Annotated in this window: 15 protein-coding genes; all 15 read left to right on the top strand. The window is 37.9% G+C overall.

All coding sequences use genetic code 11. From position 1 onward, the window contains the following. The first annotated feature begins 41 nt into the window (after positions 1–41). Positions 42–1,292, top strand: coding sequence for a maltose ABC transporter substrate-binding protein (locus ACPLVE_RS02645; RefSeq protein ID WP_424609587.1), 1,251 nt, complete (start codon positions 42–44; stop codon positions 1,290–1,292). A 47-nt stretch (positions 1,293–1,339) separates the two neighbouring features. Continuing rightward, positions 1,340–2,260 carry a carbohydrate ABC transporter permease gene (locus ACPLVE_RS02640; protein WP_424609586.1) on the top strand — a complete coding sequence of 307 codons (921 nt, stop codon included), beginning with the start codon at positions 1,340–1,342 and terminating at the stop codon, positions 2,258–2,260. Between the two features lie 22 nt (positions 2,261–2,282). Continuing rightward, positions 2,283–3,152, top strand: coding sequence for a sugar ABC transporter permease (locus ACPLVE_RS02635; RefSeq protein WP_424609612.1), 870 nt, complete (start codon positions 2,283–2,285; stop codon positions 3,150–3,152). Between the two features lie 108 nt (positions 3,153–3,260). Next, complete coding sequence (locus ACPLVE_RS02630) at positions 3,261–4,247, top strand: acyl-CoA dehydratase activase-related protein (RefSeq protein ID WP_424609584.1); 987 nt, start codon at positions 3,261–3,263, stop codon at positions 4,245–4,247. Continuing rightward, the gene (locus ACPLVE_RS02625) at positions 4,244–5,311 is read left to right on the top strand and encodes a 2-hydroxyacyl-CoA dehydratase (RefSeq protein ID WP_424609583.1); all 1,068 of its coding nucleotides are present in this window, start codon (positions 4,244–4,246) and stop codon (positions 5,309–5,311) included. The genes ACPLVE_RS02630 and ACPLVE_RS02625 overlap by 4 nt, the downstream gene beginning before the upstream one ends. A 70-nt stretch (positions 5,312–5,381) precedes the next feature. Next, positions 5,382–6,185, top strand: a complete 804-nt coding sequence (locus ACPLVE_RS02620; RefSeq protein ID WP_424609581.1) for a helix-turn-helix domain-containing protein — start codon at positions 5,382–5,384, stop codon at positions 6,183–6,185. Positions 6,186–6,198: 13 nt separating this feature from the next. Continuing rightward, complete coding sequence (locus ACPLVE_RS02615) at positions 6,199–7,923, top strand: glycoside hydrolase family 13 protein (protein WP_424609579.1); 1,725 nt, start codon at positions 6,199–6,201, stop codon at positions 7,921–7,923. Positions 7,924–8,013: 90 nt separating this feature from the next. Then, on the top strand, positions 8,014–8,196 hold the full coding sequence (locus ACPLVE_RS02610) for a hypothetical protein (protein ID WP_424609577.1): 183 nt from the start codon (positions 8,014–8,016) through the stop codon (positions 8,194–8,196). Between the two features lie 102 nt (positions 8,197–8,298). Continuing rightward, entirely contained in the window at positions 8,299–9,255 is a 957-nt protein-coding gene (gene whiA / locus ACPLVE_RS02605) for a DNA-binding protein WhiA (protein WP_424609575.1), read from the top strand. Beyond that, the gene (locus tag ACPLVE_RS02600; RefSeq protein ID WP_424609574.1) at positions 9,255–9,521 is read left to right on the top strand and encodes an HPr family phosphocarrier protein; all 267 of its coding nucleotides are present in this window, start codon (positions 9,255–9,257) and stop codon (positions 9,519–9,521) included. Before whiA ends, ACPLVE_RS02600 begins: the two co-directional genes overlap by 1 nt. A gap of 51 nt (positions 9,522–9,572) precedes the next feature. Then, a complete protein-coding gene (locus ACPLVE_RS02595) occupies positions 9,573–10,880 on the top strand; it encodes a DRTGG domain-containing protein (protein ID WP_424609572.1) in 1,308 nt (435 codons plus the stop codon). A 9-nt stretch (positions 10,881–10,889) separates the two neighbouring features. Beyond that, a complete protein-coding gene (locus ACPLVE_RS02590) occupies positions 10,890–14,327 on the top strand; it encodes a DNA polymerase III subunit alpha (protein ID WP_424609611.1) in 3,438 nt (1,145 codons plus the stop codon). Between the two features lie 68 nt (positions 14,328–14,395). Beyond that, the gene (locus ACPLVE_RS02585) at positions 14,396–14,593 is read left to right on the top strand and encodes a hypothetical protein (RefSeq protein ID WP_424609570.1); all 198 of its coding nucleotides are present in this window, start codon (positions 14,396–14,398) and stop codon (positions 14,591–14,593) included. Between the two features lie 78 nt (positions 14,594–14,671). Then, on the top strand, positions 14,672–15,637 hold the full coding sequence (gene pfkA, locus ACPLVE_RS02580; RefSeq protein WP_424609568.1) for a 6-phosphofructokinase: 966 nt from the start codon (positions 14,672–14,674) through the stop codon (positions 15,635–15,637). Positions 15,638–15,658: 21 nt separating this feature from the next. Then, a complete protein-coding gene (gene pyk, locus ACPLVE_RS02575) occupies positions 15,659–17,410 on the top strand; it encodes a pyruvate kinase (RefSeq protein ID WP_424609566.1) in 1,752 nt (583 codons plus the stop codon). Positions 17,411–17,426: the final 16 nt, after the last annotated feature.

The raw sequence follows: 17,426 nt of genomic DNA, 5'->3' as shown, positions 1-17,426 counted from the left end.
CCAAATTATTATAAAAACAAATTTTTAAGAGGAGGATTTGTATGAAGAAGTATTCAAAGATACTTGCTTTATTGACGGCAATGGTCTTTGTGCTGTCAATCGCTCTCACAGGATGTGGCGGTGGCGCAAAGACAAGTGAACAGCCGTCTCAAACTCAGACGGCAGAGCAACCAAAAAAGGAGCCTGTAGAACTTATAGTGTGGTCTCACTTGACAGACCCTGAAATAGCAAAAGTTCAAGAAATTGCTAACAAATGGGCAGAACAGACAGGAAACAAAGTAAAAGTTTTGGCAGACCAGAGTGACTTCCAGGCTTTTGCTACAGCAGCTCAAAGCGGTAAGGGACCAGATATCATGTTTGGATTGCCCCATGACAACCTAGGTACTTTCCAAAAAGCAGGGCTTTTAGCTGAGGTGCCAGAAGGAGTTATAAACAAAGACGACTATGTGCCGATGAGCATAAGTGCTGTTTCATACGATGGGAAAATGTATGCGGTGCCAATTGCAATGGAAACTTACGCGCTTTTCTACAACACAGACAAGGTAAAAACACCTCCAGCTACATTAGACGACTTGATTAAATTAGGCAAAGAAGTAGGATTTCAATATGACGTAAATAACTTCTATTTCAGCTTTGCGTTTATTGCAGCTTATGGTGGATATGTATTTAAAGACACCGGAGGTGGACTGGATCCAAACGATATAGGACTTGATAATGCTGGTGCAAAGAAAGGCTTAGAACTTATAAGAGATTTTGTTCAGAAATACAAATTCATGCCTCCAGATATAAACTACGATATGGCAAAAGGCAATTTCCAGAGTGGCAAGACAGGGCTTTATATAAGTGGCCCGTGGGATGTGGATGGCTTCAAGAAAGCCAATGTGCCATTTAAAGTTGCTCCACTTCCACAAATTGATGGTAAACCGACACCTTCTTTTGCAGGTGTACAAGCTGCTTTTGTGAGTGCAAATTCAAAGCATCAGAAAGAAGCTTGGGAATTAATGAAATACCTAGTTGAAAATACAGGACTTCCACTGTTTGAGACAGGAAACAGGATTCCTGTTATTAAGTCCTTGTTAGATAATCCAGAGGTTAAGGGTAATGAGATACTGAGTGCATTTGCTGAGCAAGCGCAGCATGCTATTCCAATGCCTAACATTCCTCAGATGAGCCAAGTATGGGGACCTGCTGGAAATGCACTTCAGCTTATAACATCTGGTAAAGTACCTGTTGACAAGGCAGCTGAAGATATGGTAAAACAAATTAAACAAGGCATTGCTACTATGCAATAGTAAAAAGGGGCTTTTTGCCCCTTTTTTTAAGGAAAGGGAGGGAAAAAATGAATCAGCATAAATCGTTGAAAGATAAACTGAGACCTTATGCATACCTGTCTCCCGCAATACTTTCTATGACCGTCTTGAGCTTTGCACCGATGGCATATACTATCTATATCGCTTTTACAAACTTTAACTTGTATCATTTCAAAAATTACCAATTTGTAGGGTTTAAGAATTTCGTAGATATATTGACGGGGCCTTTTAAAAATGTCTTTGCACCTGTTTTTGCATGGACAGTTATTTACGCCCTTCTTGCAACATTGATAAGCTATACTGTTGGACTTTTATTGGCAGTTGTTTTAAATAACAGGCATATGTGGGAGACAAATTTTTACAGGGCTATTTTAATTATACCATGGGGACTGCCAGGTACTATCGCAGTTCTCACGTGGACAGGACTTTTAAACCAGCAGTACGGTGGTATAAATTTGATACTTCAGAAATTGCACTTGCCTATGATACCATGGCTTTTAGAGCCTTTTTGGGCAAAATTTGCTATTATAATGGTAAGTGTATGGATGGGTTATCCTTTTATGATGAACGCTTCTTTGGGAGCTTTGCAGGCTATTCCACCCGAACTTTATGAGGTTGCAGATATAGATGGAGCATCATGGTTTAAAAAGCTTACTAAAATAACCCTTCCGATGCTAACTTCTTCTACACTGCCGCTCATAATTTCTTCTTTTGCATATAATTTCAATAATTTTGGAGCAGCATTTCTAATCACTGGTGGAGGGCCTCCTAGAACAGATACTTCTTTTGCTGGTCATACCGATATACTGGTTAGTGCTGCCTACAAGCTAACGATGAATGCAAACCGTTATGATTTAGCTGCAGCCTTGTCCATACTGATATTCCTTATAATAGGTACTTTAAGCCTTATCAATATGAACCTCACTGGTGCTTTTAAGGAGGTGGATTAAGTTGGAATATGCAGGCGTAAGGGTGCAGACTAAGCAGGCTAAGAGAGTCCAATACAGAGAAAGGTTAAAACCTCATGAGAAGGTTTCTCTGTGGATAAGTCGCCTGATTATATGGGCTGTTATAATTGTCATGATGTTTCCAGTTGCATGGGTTGTAGGGGCTTCTTTTGCACCAGGAGATGCTTTCTTTTCTGGAGCCATTTTCCCTAGTCATATTACTTTTGATAATTATTCGACCGTGCTAAAAAAGACCAATTTTTTACTTTGGGTAAAGAATAGCATGATCTTAAGTGTAGGAGTTGCCATTATTCAACTCTTTTTGACTGCTACATCTGCCTATGCTTTCAGCAGGATGAAATTTGCAGGAAGAAAAAATGGATTAAAGACTCTTTTGATACTTCAGATGTTTCCGACCTTTATGGCTCTTCCAGCCATATACGGGATAATGGCCAAGCTTAATTTGCTAGACAATTTGTATGCTTTAATGCTTGTTATGGCAGGAAGCAGTGCTTTTAGTATATGGCTTTTAAAAGGATATATAGACAGCCTTCCAAAAGAGTTGGATGAGGCGGCTTTGGTGGATGGAGCAACTCATTGGCAGATTTTCACAAAGATAATTCTTCCGTTAGCGACCCCAATGCTTGTAGTAATATTTCTGTTCAGTTTCATGGGTGTATATAGCGAATTCATTTTGTCCAGTGTGGTTTTGAAGTCACCAGAGAATTACACAGTGGCTTTGGGACTTCAGAGGTTCATAACCAACCAGTTTTCAGCCCATTGGACACAATTTGCAGCTGCTTCAGTTATGGCTTCTCTTCCCCTTGTAATATTGTTTATGGTACTGCAAAGATACTTGCAGGCAGGTCTTGCGGCAGGAGCAGTAAAGGGGTAAAATTGTTACACATGGAACAATATGTAAATACCGGGCTTTGTCCGGTATTTTTTATTTATTTTGTGGGGAAAATTTATACTGGATTTAGAAAAAAGGAGGAGTAGGAAAATGGAGAAAGTAGTGGGAGTGCCAAAAGGACTTCTGTATTATGATTTTTATCCAATGTGGAAAACTTTTTTTGAATCTTTAGGGGCAAAAGTCATAACTTCTGGAGATACCAATAAAAAAATTGTAGATGATGGAGTTAAAAATAGTGTAGAAGATGCCTGTTTACCTGTTAAAACCTTTATAGGGCATGTCATAGATTTAAAAAGAAAAAAGCTTGATTATATATTTATTCCAAGGATTGTAAGTATAGAAGAGAAAAAGTATTTATGCTCCAAATTTTTAGGTCTTCCGGATTTTGTAAGAAGTTTGGTTGGAGATTTGCCTCCCTTGATAGACATAGAGATAAACTACTACAAGAGCGAAGAATTTACTGTTAAAGAGTTTTTAAAAGCAGGACAGTTGCTGGGCAAAAATAGTAAGGAATCCTTATCGGCTTATCTTAAAGCGAAGGAAGAAAAAAAACGATTTGATGAGCTGATAAAAAAGGGATTTAAAAAAGAGGCTTTAAAGATGTGGGAAAAGGGCTCGATACGTGCTGAAAAAAGAGATTTCGACCTTAGGATAGGTGTTCTTTCTCATCCTTATAATGTCATGGACGAGTATATAAGTATGGATATACTCGGAAAACTTGAAAGGATGGGGGTAGAAACCATTATTTCGGGAATGTTAGATAGAGATTCGATACTGGAAGGGATTAAATACCTTCCAAAAGATATTTTTTGGAGTTATGAAAGGGATATTTTAGGTGCAGGACTATATTTTCTAAAAAAAGGTGGGGTAGATGGAGTAATCATGATATCTGCTTTTGGATGTGGACCTAATTCTATGAGTGCAGAACTTTTAGAGCGATTTTACAAAAGAGAAAAAACATTACCTTTTATGTTAATAACAATAGATGAGCATACAGGTGAAGCAGGTGTTATGACCCGGTTGGAGGCTTTTTTGGACCTTTTAAGATTTACAAAAAGGGCGGTGTTGGTAAAGTGAAGATTACATATCCTCACATGGGCTCTTTAAACATGGTATTAAAGACGATGTTTGAAGGCATAGGTATAGAGGTGATTGACCCTCCCCCTACTTCTAATAGAACTTTGACACTGGGAGTAAAAAATTCTCATGAATTTGCATGCCTGCCTTTTAAAATCAACGTAGGCAATTACATAGAGGCTTTAGAAAAAGGAGCAGATACTATAGTCATGTTGGGGGGGATAGGTCCCTGCAGGTTTGGATATTATGGACAGGTGCAAAGGGAAATTCTAAAAGATTTGGGCTACAATTTTAACATGATAATTCTTGATCCTCCTCACGGTAGAATAAAAGATTTTTTGAGGGATTTGGCGTCAAATTTTCCCGGCGTAGATTTAAAATCAGCTATAAAGTCTTTTGTTTTAGCGGTTAAAAAGATGTTGGCAGCAGATAAACTTGAGAAAAACTTGCTCATCTACAGGGCGCATGAAGACAAACAGGGCATAACTACTAAAATCTATGAAAAATACATGGAAAAATTAGAAAAAGCCAAAGACATAAAAGAAGTAGATAGGGTATTGAAGGAAGGTATAGAAAAACTAAAGGAAAATGCAAATGTACAGAGGAAAATACAGCTTAAAGTGGCACTAGTAGGGGAAATTTACATGCTATTAGAACCTTTTACTAATATGGATATCAGCAAATCTTTAAATGAACTAGGGGTAGAAGTTACAAAAACAGAATATCTTTCCGATTATCTAATTAACAGTGCTTTTAAATTGCCTCAAAGGATGGAATTTGCGAAAAACGCAAGAGGATATTTAGAAAGAGATATAGGAGGACACGGTCTTAATACTGTTGCAAATACCGTTAAATATGCTAAACTAAAATATGACGGTGTGATTCACATCCTGCCTTTTACCTGCACCCCTGAGATAATAGCCCAAGGAATAATTAACAGAATAAGCCGCGATTACGACATTCCAGTGATGTCACTGGTGTATGATGAGAATACCGGGCAAGCAGGTTATCAGACAAGGATAGAGGCTTTTGTAGATCTTTTGTACAAAAGAAGGACTGTGTGAAATTAATAGAGGAAAATTGTATTTTGTGTGGAATATATATAATGGATGGTTTGGCAAGGGGTGATAGGGAATGAACGAATTGGGAGAATTTTTAAAAAGCGAAAGACTCAAGAGGGGGATGACTCTTGAGGAGATTCAGGAGATTACTAAAATCCGAACTAGATATTTAAAGGCCATAGAAGATGGTGATTTTAGTGTGATGCCCGCTATGGTTTATGCAAAAGGATTTGTAAAAAGTTATGCAGAGGCACTAGGACTTGATGGCAATGAAATTGTGAAGAAATACGAACATTTGTTTAAAGAAAAAGAAGAAGATGTGGTCAAGGTTAAAAGTTATAAAAAAACTTCTTTTGATTTTTCTTGGCTTTTTTCAGTATTGAAAAAGGCTATTGTCTCTATTTTGATAATAGGCATTATTGGATATGGGTTTTATTACTTTTTCCTCCAAGTTAAAAAAGGCCTTGCACCTATTCCGCCTCAACAAGAAGTTTCCCAGACAGCTCCCGAAAGTGAATATAAAGCCCCATCATCGACCCCTTCTCAAGAAGATGTAACTTCCACTATTTCACCTAAAACTACCTTGGAAAAAGTCTCGGAAACTTCTAGAAAAATAGAGTACAAAGTAACACCTGCTTCTTCTTCCTACAAGGTTGAAATAAGCATGATAGGTGAAAAATGTTGGTTTAGTGTAAAAGTAGATGGTAATCTCGTATATGAAGGTTTACTTACCTCAGGTATGACAAAGACTTTTGAGGTGAAAGGGGATATTAGTATATTGATGGGTTATCCTCCAGCTGTTAAAATAAGTGTAGATGGCGAAGAGTTGCCAGTAATAAATACTCCTTCTCCAATTACTATAATCATGCATACATAGAAAGGGGAAAGATATGATAAAAGAAGCTATATTCCACAAAAGTGATATACCTTATGCATATCCTGTGAATAAAGATCAGGTAAAAATAGTTTTGAGGACGGCGGTTTTTGATGTTGACAGAGTGTACGTGTTTTTCAAAGACAGATATGATTGGTTGGGCAAATTTAAGGTAAAACCCATGACTCTAGCCCACACCAATGAGCTTTTTGATTACTATGAGACCACCCTTGAGTTGAATCGAAGGTTCCTTTACTTTTTTTATTTGGTTTCTGAAGCAGGTGAGAAGCTTTATTATACAGAAGCAGGTTTTTTTAAAAAAAGACCGGAGGATAACTTTTGGGGGTTTTTCCACTATCCTTACATAAGAGAAAAAGACATATTTTCTCCACCAGATTGGGCAAACGAATGCATAGTTTATCAGATCTTTCCTGACAGATTTAACAATGGGGATAAGACTAATGACCCTGAAAATGTGAGGCCTTGGGGCGAAAAACCCACTTCAGATTCTTTTTTTGGTGGAGATTTGCAGGGCATAATCGATAAGATCGACTATCTAAAGGAATTAGGTATAAATGCTATTTATTTGACCCCGGTATTCTTGTCTCCTTCTACCCATAAATATGATACGACAGATTATTACACGATAGACCCGCATTTTGGAGATACAGAGAAGGCAAGAGAACTTGTAAAAAAATGCCATGACAATGGCATAAAGGTGATATTTGATGCTGTTTTTAATCACTGTGGATATGACTTTTTTGCCTTTCAAGATGTAGTCAAAAATGGGCCAAAGTCAAAGTATTGGGAATGGTTCAACGTGTACGAATGGCCTATTAAAACCCATCCAAAGCCTACTTATGAGACTTTTGGAGAAAATGTGTGGAGAATGCCCAAGCTCATGACTAAAAATCCGGAAGTACAGAAGTACCTGTTAGAAGTTGCTGAGTATTGGATTAAAGAGGTGGACATAGATGGTTGGAGGTTGGACGTGGCTAACGAAATAGACCACCATTTTTGGAGAAAGTTTAGAGACGTTGTTAAGGAGGCTAAAAAGGACGCTATAATAGTGGGGGAAGTGTGGCATGATGCCTCTCCTTGGTTGAGGGGTGATCAGTTTGATTCTGTGATGAACTATCCTTTCAGGAATGCAGTTGTGGATTTTTTTGCAAAAAGGAAGATAAGTGCTGTAAAATTTAATACTTTGATAACTGAGCAACTAATGAGGCATATGGAAAGCGTGAACAGAGTTATGTTTAATCTTATTGGCAGTCACGATACCGAAAGGTTTTTGACCCTTGCAGGTGGAATGGTAGTGCGAATGAAGTTGGCACTGGTTTTTCAATTTACGTTTATAGGGGTACCTTACATCTATTATGGAGACGAGGTAGGAATGGTAGGGGGATTTGACCCTGATTGCAGAAGGTGTATGATATGGGAAGAAGAGAAGCAAAATAAAAGCATTTTAGAATTTTACAAAAAACTTATTAGAATAAGGAAGGAATATGAGGAATTAAAGTATGGCAGTTTTACTACCCTTTACGCTGTTGGAAGGGTATTTGCCTTTAAAAGAGAATATGATAAGAAATCTATAGTTATCATCATCAACAACAGCAGCAAAGAAGAAGTGATATTTTTGGAAGAAGCGGGAGGAAAAGAAGATATATTGGGAATGGGTGAATTAAAAAGGAGTGGGAACCTGTTGTATTTAAAGCCTAATACTGCCTATATTTTGAAGTAACAAATCGAAGAAGGGGTGAATAGTATAATACATGTAAAGAATAGAAGGGAGTGTTTTCCCCTTCTGTTTTTAGAAAACAGGGGTGATAGTATGAAAAACACTTCCCGGTATGGAAGAGATTATTATTATTACAAAGATTACGAAAGACTTTATTCTAACTACGATGTATCTAAGCTTGAGATTATTAAAAGATTGATAGAAGCGGGAGAGCGTGAGAAACTTAAGGTTTACATGGATTCCGATGGGGAGACCTTTAAGAGAGAAAGTAAATAAGTGTGATTTTAAACTTGCCTCTTTATCTCTCCTCCCTCGAGGAGGAGTTTTTTTTTCGAAAATATGTAGTATAATAATGATAAAGCCAAAGAGGTGGTCCTTATGTCTTTCTCATCAGATACGAAAAACGAGCTCTCAAGAATTTATCCTGAAGATAGGGAGAGCAAGATATCAGAGCTGGCTGCCATAATCAGAATGATGGGGAGCATATCTTTTTATGGGAACGATAGGCTTTCACTTGTTTTGAGTACAGAAAATGCTTCAGTAGCTCGTCTTACTTTCAAGTTAATAAAGGACCTTTTCGAAGTATCTTCTGAAGTCATGGTAAGAAGAGGCAAGTATTTAAAGAAAGCGTTGACATATATTCTGTTCATAAGTGATAGCAAGACAGTAAGAGATATTTTGGAAGAAACGAGAATATTAAATAAAGAAAAAGGACATCTCAAATTAAGCTATGGAATAGATAAAAAAATTATAAGGACAATGAAGATGAAAAAAGCATACCTTAGAGGAGCGTTTTTAGGAGGTGGTTCTATCAGTGACCCAGAGAAAGCTTATCATTTAGAGTTTGTAACTCACAGTCTGGAACATGGAGAAGATTTGAGCAAGTTGATCAATTCTTTTAATTTGAATTCTAAGGTTATTGCAAGAAAAAATAATTATGTAGTATACTTAAAAGAAGGAGAACAGATTGTAGACCTTTTAAACATAATGGGGGCGCACAATGCTCTTCTTACTTTGGAAAATGTGAGGATTTATAAAGAGATGAGGAATAATGTGAACAGAATAGTCAACTGCGAGACCGCAAATTTGACAAAAACCATTAATGCTTCTTTGAGGCAAATAGAAAGTATAAATTACATTAAAAAAACTGTTGGACTTGATTATTTGCCCCCGAGTCTGAGAGAGGTAGCAGAGCTGAGGGTTAAATACCCTGACCTCAGCTTGAAAGAATTAGGTAAAATGCTGGTTCCTCCTGTAGGCAAATCAGGGGTGAACCACAGGCTCAGAAAAATTGAAGAAATTTCAAACAAATTAAAAGAGAGGAGAGTTCAGTAATGAAAGAAGTTACTATTGAAATCAAAAATAAGACTGGGCTTCATGCAAGACCAGCGGCTTTGTTTGTGCAAACTGCCAGTAAATTTTCTTCTCAGATTTGGGTAGAAAAGGACAATAAAAAAGTAAATGCCAAGAGTATTATGGGAATAATGTCTTTAGGAGTCTCACAAGGCAATGTGGTGAAATTGAGTGCCGAAGGAGACGATGAAGATGAAGCTATAAAGGCTTTGGTGGAGCTCATTGAGTCCAAGTTTGGAGAAGAATAAGCAAAAAAGGTTTCTTTTTAGAAACCTTTTTTGTGTAAAAGGATGATGGGAATGACTAAAAATGAAATGGTCTTGGAGTATATAAAGAAACTACCAGAAGGAACTAAGATTTCTGTAAGAGGTCTGGCGCAAGCTCTCAAGATAAGTGAAGGTACCGCCTATAAAGCCATAAAAGATGCAGAAAAGCTGATGCTGGTTACTACAATTCCTCGGGTTGGAACTATAAGGAGGAAACAGAAAGAGCCTATGTTTGACAGGCTCACCTATGAGGTCATAACCAACGTGGTTGAAGGAGTAGTATTAGGGGGACATGGCGGTATGCAGATGGAGCTCAAAAAGTTTTTGATTGGTGCCATGACTATAGAAGAAATGGTGAAGTACATAACACCCGGGGATTTAGTAATAATAGGTAATAGAGAAGATGCGCAGGAGGCGGCATTGAAAGCTGGAGCGGCTGTTATGATAACGGGGGGATTTGATACTTTACCCCATATAAAAGAACTGGCCGATAGGCTTTCTTTGCCGCTAATCTCTACTTCTTATGATACTTTTACTGTTGCTACTCTTATAAACAAGGCAATAAACGAAAGTATGACCAGAAAGAGGATCTTGTATGTTAGTGATGTGATGACCCCTAATCCCGTTTACATGACTCCCAATCAGACGGTAAAAGATTGGAAAAAATTGTATGCAGAGACAAAACACACCCGATTTCCAGTGGTAGATTCTAAAGGGATATTGGTAGGGATGGTGACATCCAGGGATGTAGCAACTGCTTACGAGGATGATAAAATAGGAGATATAATGACACCCAATCCAGTCTTTGTTACAGATACTACTACTTTATCTTATGCGGCCCATCTCATGATATGGTGGAATGTAGAAATACTTCCTGTGACAAGAGGGAAAGAACTCATTGGACTTATAAGTAGAGAAGATGTCATTAAAGCTTTACATTACATGTCAAAGCAGCCTCAGATAAGTGAAGCTATTCAAGATACCATATTTAAGGACTTTGAGATGGAGAAAATAGATAATGGCATTAAATTCAAGGGAAAAGTTCCTTCTACGATGATAAATCAATTTGGCACTGTAAGCAGCAGTGCCCTCATGATGTTAATGTGTGAAACAGGTATCTTTGCAATTACTCAGAACAAGAGATACGATGCGGTTTTAGACAATTTTTCTGTGTATTTTATAAAGCCGATGAAAATGGAGGACGTAATTGAGATTTCTGCCAGAGTCATAGAGATGAGCAACAATTTTAGTAAAGTTGAAATAGGGATAATACATGAAAAGGAAGAGATTGCGAAGGCATTGATGTCTGTCAGGCTTTTTAAAAGAATTAAAATGGTTTAGGTGATAAATATGTTTGTACATCTTCATGTTCACACGGAGTACAGTTTACTGGATGGGTCCTGCAGGATAAAAGACCTGATTTCAAAAACTAAAGAACTGGGAATGAAAGCGATAGCAATTACGGACCATGGAGCCATGTATGGAGTCATAGATTTTTATAAAGAGGCTGTAGCCCAGGGAATAAAGCCTATCATAGGATGCGAAATATATGTAGCTCCCAGGAGGATGCAGGATAAGGAATATGGGATTGACGATGAAAATTATCATCTAGTGCTTTTAGCAAAGGATATGATAGGCTATAAAAATTTAATGAAAATAGTGACTGCTGCCTCTATAGAAGGGTTTTACTATAAACCTCGTGTGGATAAAGAATTTTTAAAAAAACATAGCGAAGGTTTAATAGCTTTAAGTGCTTGTCTTGCAGGGGAGATTCCCTCCTTGATTTTAAGGGGAGATTATGAAAGGGCAAAGGAAGTGGCACTCTTTTATGATTCTATCTTCGGGAGAGGGAATTTCTATTTAGAACTTCAAGACCATGGAATTTTGGAGCAGAAACGAGTTAATAAAGAGCTTATAAGAATGTCGAAAGAGACGGGGATACCGTTAGTTGTCACAAATGATGTCCATTACTTAGAGAAAAAAGATGCCAAAGCCCATGAAGTTCTCCTTTGCATACAGACAGGGAAGACGATTAAAGATGAAGACAGAATGGTTTTCCCTACAGAAGAGTTTTACCTTAAGTCTCCTCAGGAAATGGAAGAACTTTTTGCTTGTTGTAAGGATGCTTTAGAAAACACAGAAAAAATTGCGGATATGTGCAATGTGGAGATTGAATTTAATAAAATCAAACTTCCTAAATATGATTTGCCTGAGGGTGAGAACTCTTTTGAGTATTTGAGAAATCTCTGTTATGAGGGGCTTTACAAGAGATATAAAAATCCTGATAAAGAGATAATCGATAGATTGGAGTATGAGCTTTCAGTCATAAAAGATATGGGTTATGTGGACTATTTTTTGATAGTCTGGGATTTCATAAAATTTGCGAAGGACAATGGCATAATAACGGGGCCGGGTAGAGGTTCTGCTGCTGGGAGCTTAGTAGCCTATACTTTAGGTATTACCAATGTAGATCCTATAAAGTACAATTTACTATTTGAGAGGTTTCTAAATCCTGAGAGAGTTAGTCTTCCAGATATTGATACGGATTTTTGTTATGAAAGGCGCGAAGAAGTGATCAATTATGTGGTTAAAAAATACGGAGAGGAAAATGTAGCCCAGATCATCACTTTTGGAACCATGGCGGCCAGGGCTGTTATAAGAGACGTAGGAAGAGCTCTTGCGTATTCTTATGCAGAAGTAGATGAAATAGCGAAGATGATACCCTTTGAATTGGGGATGACGATAGATAAAGCTTTGGAGCTAAATCCAGAACTTAGAGAAAGATACGAAAAAGAGGAAAGAGTGAGACAGCTCATAGATATTTCAAGGTCTTTAGAAGGGCTTCCAAGACATGCATCTACCCATGCGGCAGGAGTCGTGATATCCAAGGAACCACTTGTAAATCATGTGCCTTTGCAAAAAAACGATGATTCTATTGTAACCCAGTTTCCTATGACTACCTTAGAAGAGCTAGGCCTTTTGAAGATGGATTTTTTGGGGTTGAGGACTCTTACTGTGATACGAGATACTATTGAGATGGTCAAGAAAAACAGGGGAATTGATATAGATTTAGATTCTCTAGACTATGAAGACCCCAAGGTTTATGAACTTATTTCGAGGGGTGAAACAGAAGGGGTCTTCCAATTAGAGTCTTCTGGTATGAAACAGTTTATGACAGAGCTTAAGCCTAAGAATCTGGAGGATATAATTGCTGGCATATCTCTTTACAGACCTGGTCCTATGGATCAGATTCCTAAATATCTTGCTAATAGAAATAACCCAGAAAAAATAGAGTATGAGCACCCAATTTTGAAACCGATATTGGAAGTGACTTATGGATCTTTGGTGTATCAGGAACAGGTTATGCAAATCGTCAGAGATGTAGCTGGCTATTCTCTTGGCAGAGCAGATTTGGTAAGAAGAGCAATGGCCAAGAAGAAGATGGATGTGATGGAGCAGGAGAGAAAGAATTTTATCTACGGGATAGTTGATGAGAAGGGAAATGTAGTGGTACCGGGTGCTCTCCGAAATGGGCTCGATGAAGAGACAGCAAATAGACTTTTTGACCAAATGTTAGAATTTGCAAATTACGCGTTTAACAAGTCTCACGCTGCAGCGTATGCAGTAATAGCCTATCAGACGGCCTATTTAAAAAGATATTTTCCAGTAGAATTTATGGCAGCTCTTTTAAACAGCTTTGTGGACAATCTTGATAAGATTGCTTTCTATGTTCAGGTATGTAAAAAAATGGGTATAAAAGTATTGCCTCCCGATATAAACGAGAGTGAATCTTATTTTACTGTTGTGGAGGATAAGATAAGATTTGGATTGAGTGCTGTCAAAAACGTGGGGGTCAATGTTACGGAGGAAATTGTGAAGGAGAGAAAAAGGGGAGGAAAATTTAGGTCTGTAGTTGACTTTTTCGAGAGAATGCAGGAGACACAGATCAATAAAAAGGCGATTGAAAGTTTGATTAAAGCTGGAGCTTTTTCTTCTTTGGGAGTAAAGAGAGCTCAACTTCTTCATTCTTATGATAAACTTATGGAAAGCGTAAAAAAGGCCAGAAGCAGCGCTATTGAAGGGCAAATTTCGTTGTTTGAAGTAGCAAAGGATTCTAAAGAGATTGATTTTGAGTTTCCCGATATGGAGGAATATCCAAAGAGCAAAATTCTCTCAATGGAGAAAGAGACGTTAGGTCTTTATATAAGTGGACATCCCTTGGAGGAGTATGCACAAGACATACCCAAAGTTACAAACGTTACTACTTTAGATTTCAAGATAAGTCCTGATGAAGAGATGTTTACATTGAAGTTACGGGATAATCAGGAAGTTAAGATAGCGGGGGTTATAGTTGCCAAAAAAGTTAAATTTACAAAGAATGGTAATATAATGGCTTTTGTTACTTTAGAAGATATGTACGGTACTGTAGAAATCATAGTGTTTCCTACGGTATACGAGAGGTATTCTTCCTTGATAAAAGAAGATAAGATTGTTTTAGTGAAAGGAAAAGTGAGTTTAAAAGAGGAAGAAGAGCCTAAAATTCTTTGCGATGAAATAAAGCTTTTGTCAGAGGTAATAGTAAAAAAGCTTTATATAAATATGGAAGATTCTTCAAAAATTGAGGAGGTTAAAGAAGTGCTGAAAAAAGCACCGGGTAATATGCCTGTTGTTTTGAAGGTTAACAGCAAACTTCTTGCAGCTAATAGAGATTTATGGGTAAATGGCAGTGAAAAGCTAATCGAGGAACTTGAGGGGATTGTGGGGAAAGAAAATGTGAAAGTGATGTGATTTTTCAAGTTGATAAGTGAAAGAAAATAGATTAAAATATTATCTAGAAACTCTAAGGAGGAAATTTTATGTGGACGGTAGTCTACATGGCACAAGATATGGAAACAGCAGAAAAAGTTAAAGAAGTGCTGACAAAAGAAGGTTTTCTCGTGAAGTTGCGTCCACTTAATAAAAAATTGGATAAGAAGGGTACTTACTGTGAAGTTTTAGTTCCTAAGGCAGAAGCGCAAGATGCTCATAGCATCATTATTGAATACGGATTATGATTTTTTTTTGCCCGAAGGGCTTTCTTTAAAAAAACAGGGACATATAAAGTCCATGTGGGATAAAAAGGAGGGAATGTGATGAGAACTATTGGAATACTGACAAGCGGTGGAGATGCACCTGGGATGAATGCGGCCATTAGAGCCGTAGTTAGGACAGGGATCTATTATGGGCTTAAGGTTAAAGGTGTTATGAGAGGTTTTGCTGGTCTTGTAGAGGATGAGATAATAGATTTAGAGCTTTCTTCAGTGGGAGATATAATACAAAGAGGTGGTACAATTTTACGAACTGCCCGCTGTGAAGAGTTTAAGCAAAAAGAAGTGAGAAAAAAAGCGTATGAGACTTTACAAAAACACGGAATCGATGGACTTGTGGTTATAGGAGGGGATGGCTCTTTTAGAGGAGCCCAGCTTTTAAGTGAGGAGTGGAATGTCAATACTATATGTATTCCTGGGACTATTGACAATGACATTCCTTGTACGGATTATACCATTGGATTTGATACTGCCTGCAATACTGTGATAGATGCCATAAACAAAGTTAGGGATACAGCGACTTCTCATGAAAGAGCCAATATAATCGAAGTAATGGGCAGAAATTCGGGATATATCGCTCTTTATGCGGGGGTTGCTGGTGGAGCAGAGATGATAATTTTGCCTGAAATGGAATGGAGTATAGATGAAATATGTGATAAAATAACTTATGGAATAAAGAGAGGAAAGCTGCACCATATAATAGTATTGGCAGAAGGAGTTATGAGTGCTCCAGAATTAGCAAAGATGATAAAAGAAAGGCTTCCAAAGCTGGATTTAAGGTACACAATACTTGGACACATCCAAAGGGGAGGTGCTCCCACTGTTTTTGATAGGATTTTGGCAAGTCAGATGGGGGCAAGGGCTGTAGAGCTTCTCCTTGAAAATAAGACAAAGAGGGTAATAAGCATAAGAAACAACCAGATTGTCGATGACGATATAGATGAGGCACTTTCAATGAAAAAGGAATTCAACAGAAAACTCTATGAACTCAGCAAAATCCTCTCTATATAAAAATTTTTAAGGAGTGAAGTTATGAGAAGAACAAAGATAGTTTGTACAATAGGACCTGCAAGCGAGGATTACAACATATTGAGGAAGCTGATAGAGAAAGGAATGAACGTTGCCAGACTTAATTTTTCTCACGGTGATTTCGAAGAACACGGAGCAAGAATAGATAACATAAAGAAAATAAGAGAAGAACTAGGGCTTCCTGTAGCTATTTTGCTTGATACCAAGGGCCCCGAAATAAGAATTGGGAAATTTAAAAATGGAGGAGTAGAATTAAAAGAAGGCCAAACTTTTACACTTACTACAGAAGATGTAGTAGGAGATGAGACATATGTCAGCGTTTCTTATAAAGGATTGCCTCAGGATGTTTCAAAAGGAACCCAAATTTTAATTGACGATGGTTTGATTTCCCTGAGAGTCATGGAAGTAAAGGACACGGATATAGTTTGTTTAGTAGAAAATTCTGGATTTCTTGGTGACCATAAAGGAGTAAATGTACCCGGGGTTAAGCTAAACCTTCCTGCCTTGACTCAAAAGGACATAGATGACATCCAATTTGGCATAAAAAAGGGCATAGACATGATAGCGGCTTCTTTTGTGAGAAAAGCCGCAGATGTACTTGCCATAAGAAGGCTCCTTGAGGATAATAAGGCAGACCACATACAAATAATAGCGAAGATAGAGAACAGAGAAGGAGTAGAAAACATAGACGAAATAATAAAGGTGTCTGACGGCATAATGGTGGCTCGAGGGGATTTGGGAGTTGAAATACCTTTGGAAGAAATACCGATAGTGCAGAAAATGATTATAAAAAAGTGCAATGAGGCTGGAAAACCGGTTATTACAGCTACCCAAATGCTGGATTCCATGATGAGGAATCCCCGTCCCACCCGCGCAGAAGTTACGGATGTGGCCAATGCTATTTTAGATGGAACAGATGCTATAATGCTGTCAGGTGAGACGGCCCAGGGCAAGTATCCTGTAGAAGCTTTTGAAACGATGGCAAGAATTGCTGAAAAGACAGAGGTTTACGTCCAGTACAGAGACATCGTGGGAGGAAGTGGTGCAAGAAATGTTTCTATAACCAATGCCATAAGTCATGCAACTTGTACTACTGCAAGGGATATAGGAGCTTCGGCAATCATAACTTGTACTAAATCAGGTTATACGGCTAGAATGGTATCGCGATACAGACCTTCTTCTCCGATCATAGCTACTACACCCAGTGAGCAAGTAGCTAGGAAACTTTCAATTGTCTGGGGAGTATACCCGCTTGTGACGAAAGAAGTCTCAACTACCGACGAAATGATAGATGTTGCAATAGAAAGCGCTTTAAAAGCTGGGCTCATTAAGAATGGAGACATTGTAGTGATTTCCGCTGGTATACCTGTTGCTATGACTGGAACTACCAATATGTTGAAAGTGCACATAGTAGGGGATGTGATTTTAAGAGGGATTGGTGTTGGTTCAAAATCTACCACAGGCAATGTATGTGTAATAAAAGACCTAGCTAAAGACAAAGATAAGTTTAAGGAGGGCGACATAATTGTTACGACTAAAACAGAAAGAGAATTTATGCCATTTATCGAAAAGGCTTCTGCTATTATAACAGAAGAGGGCGGACTTACTTCCCATGCTGCTATCGTTGGCCTCAACCTTGGGATTCCTGTAATTGTTGGATGTGAAGGAGCAACATCAAAACTTCAAGATGGAATGACTATAACTGTTGACACCACAAGAGGACTAGTGTATAAAGGAATTGTGAACATAAAATGACCTTTTTCTTTTAGAT

Source organism: Caldanaerobacter sp. (assembly GCF_049701115.1).
GTDB lineage: Bacteria > Bacillota > Thermoanaerobacteria > Thermoanaerobacterales > Thermoanaerobacteraceae > Thermoanaerobacter.
This window is presented reverse-complemented; position numbering and strand designations above follow the sequence as displayed.

What these genes read in the sequence shown, in the direction of transcription:
- ACPLVE_RS02590 (WP_424609611.1), top strand. Translation starts at nt 10,890, where the DNA reads ATGTTTGTACATCTTCATGTTCACACGGAGTACAGTTTACTGGATGGG.
- whiA (WP_424609575.1), top strand. Translation starts at nt 8,299, where the DNA reads ATGTCTTTCTCATCAGATACGAAAAACGAGCTCTCAAGAATTTATCCT.
- ACPLVE_RS02610 (WP_424609577.1), top strand. Translation starts at nt 8,014, where the DNA reads ATGAAAAACACTTCCCGGTATGGAAGAGATTATTATTATTACAAAGAT.
- pfkA (WP_424609568.1), top strand. Translation starts at nt 14,672, where the DNA reads ATGAGAACTATTGGAATACTGACAAGCGGTGGAGATGCACCTGGGATG.
- pyk (WP_424609566.1), top strand. Translation starts at nt 15,659, where the DNA reads ATGAGAAGAACAAAGATAGTTTGTACAATAGGACCTGCAAGCGAGGAT.
- ACPLVE_RS02615 (WP_424609579.1), top strand. Translation starts at nt 6,199, where the DNA reads ATGATAAAAGAAGCTATATTCCACAAAAGTGATATACCTTATGCATAT.
- ACPLVE_RS02640 (WP_424609586.1), top strand. Translation starts at nt 1,340, where the DNA reads ATGAATCAGCATAAATCGTTGAAAGATAAACTGAGACCTTATGCATAC.
- ACPLVE_RS02630 (WP_424609584.1), top strand. Translation starts at nt 3,261, where the DNA reads ATGGAGAAAGTAGTGGGAGTGCCAAAAGGACTTCTGTATTATGATTTT.
- ACPLVE_RS02585 (WP_424609570.1), top strand. Translation starts at nt 14,396, where the DNA reads ATGTGGACGGTAGTCTACATGGCACAAGATATGGAAACAGCAGAAAAA.
- ACPLVE_RS02620 (WP_424609581.1), top strand. Translation starts at nt 5,382, where the DNA reads ATGAACGAATTGGGAGAATTTTTAAAAAGCGAAAGACTCAAGAGGGGG.
- ACPLVE_RS02645 (WP_424609587.1), top strand. Translation starts at nt 42, where the DNA reads ATGAAGAAGTATTCAAAGATACTTGCTTTATTGACGGCAATGGTCTTT.
- ACPLVE_RS02600 (WP_424609574.1), top strand. Translation starts at nt 9,255, where the DNA reads ATGAAAGAAGTTACTATTGAAATCAAAAATAAGACTGGGCTTCATGCA.
- ACPLVE_RS02595 (WP_424609572.1), top strand. Translation starts at nt 9,573, where the DNA reads ATGACTAAAAATGAAATGGTCTTGGAGTATATAAAGAAACTACCAGAA.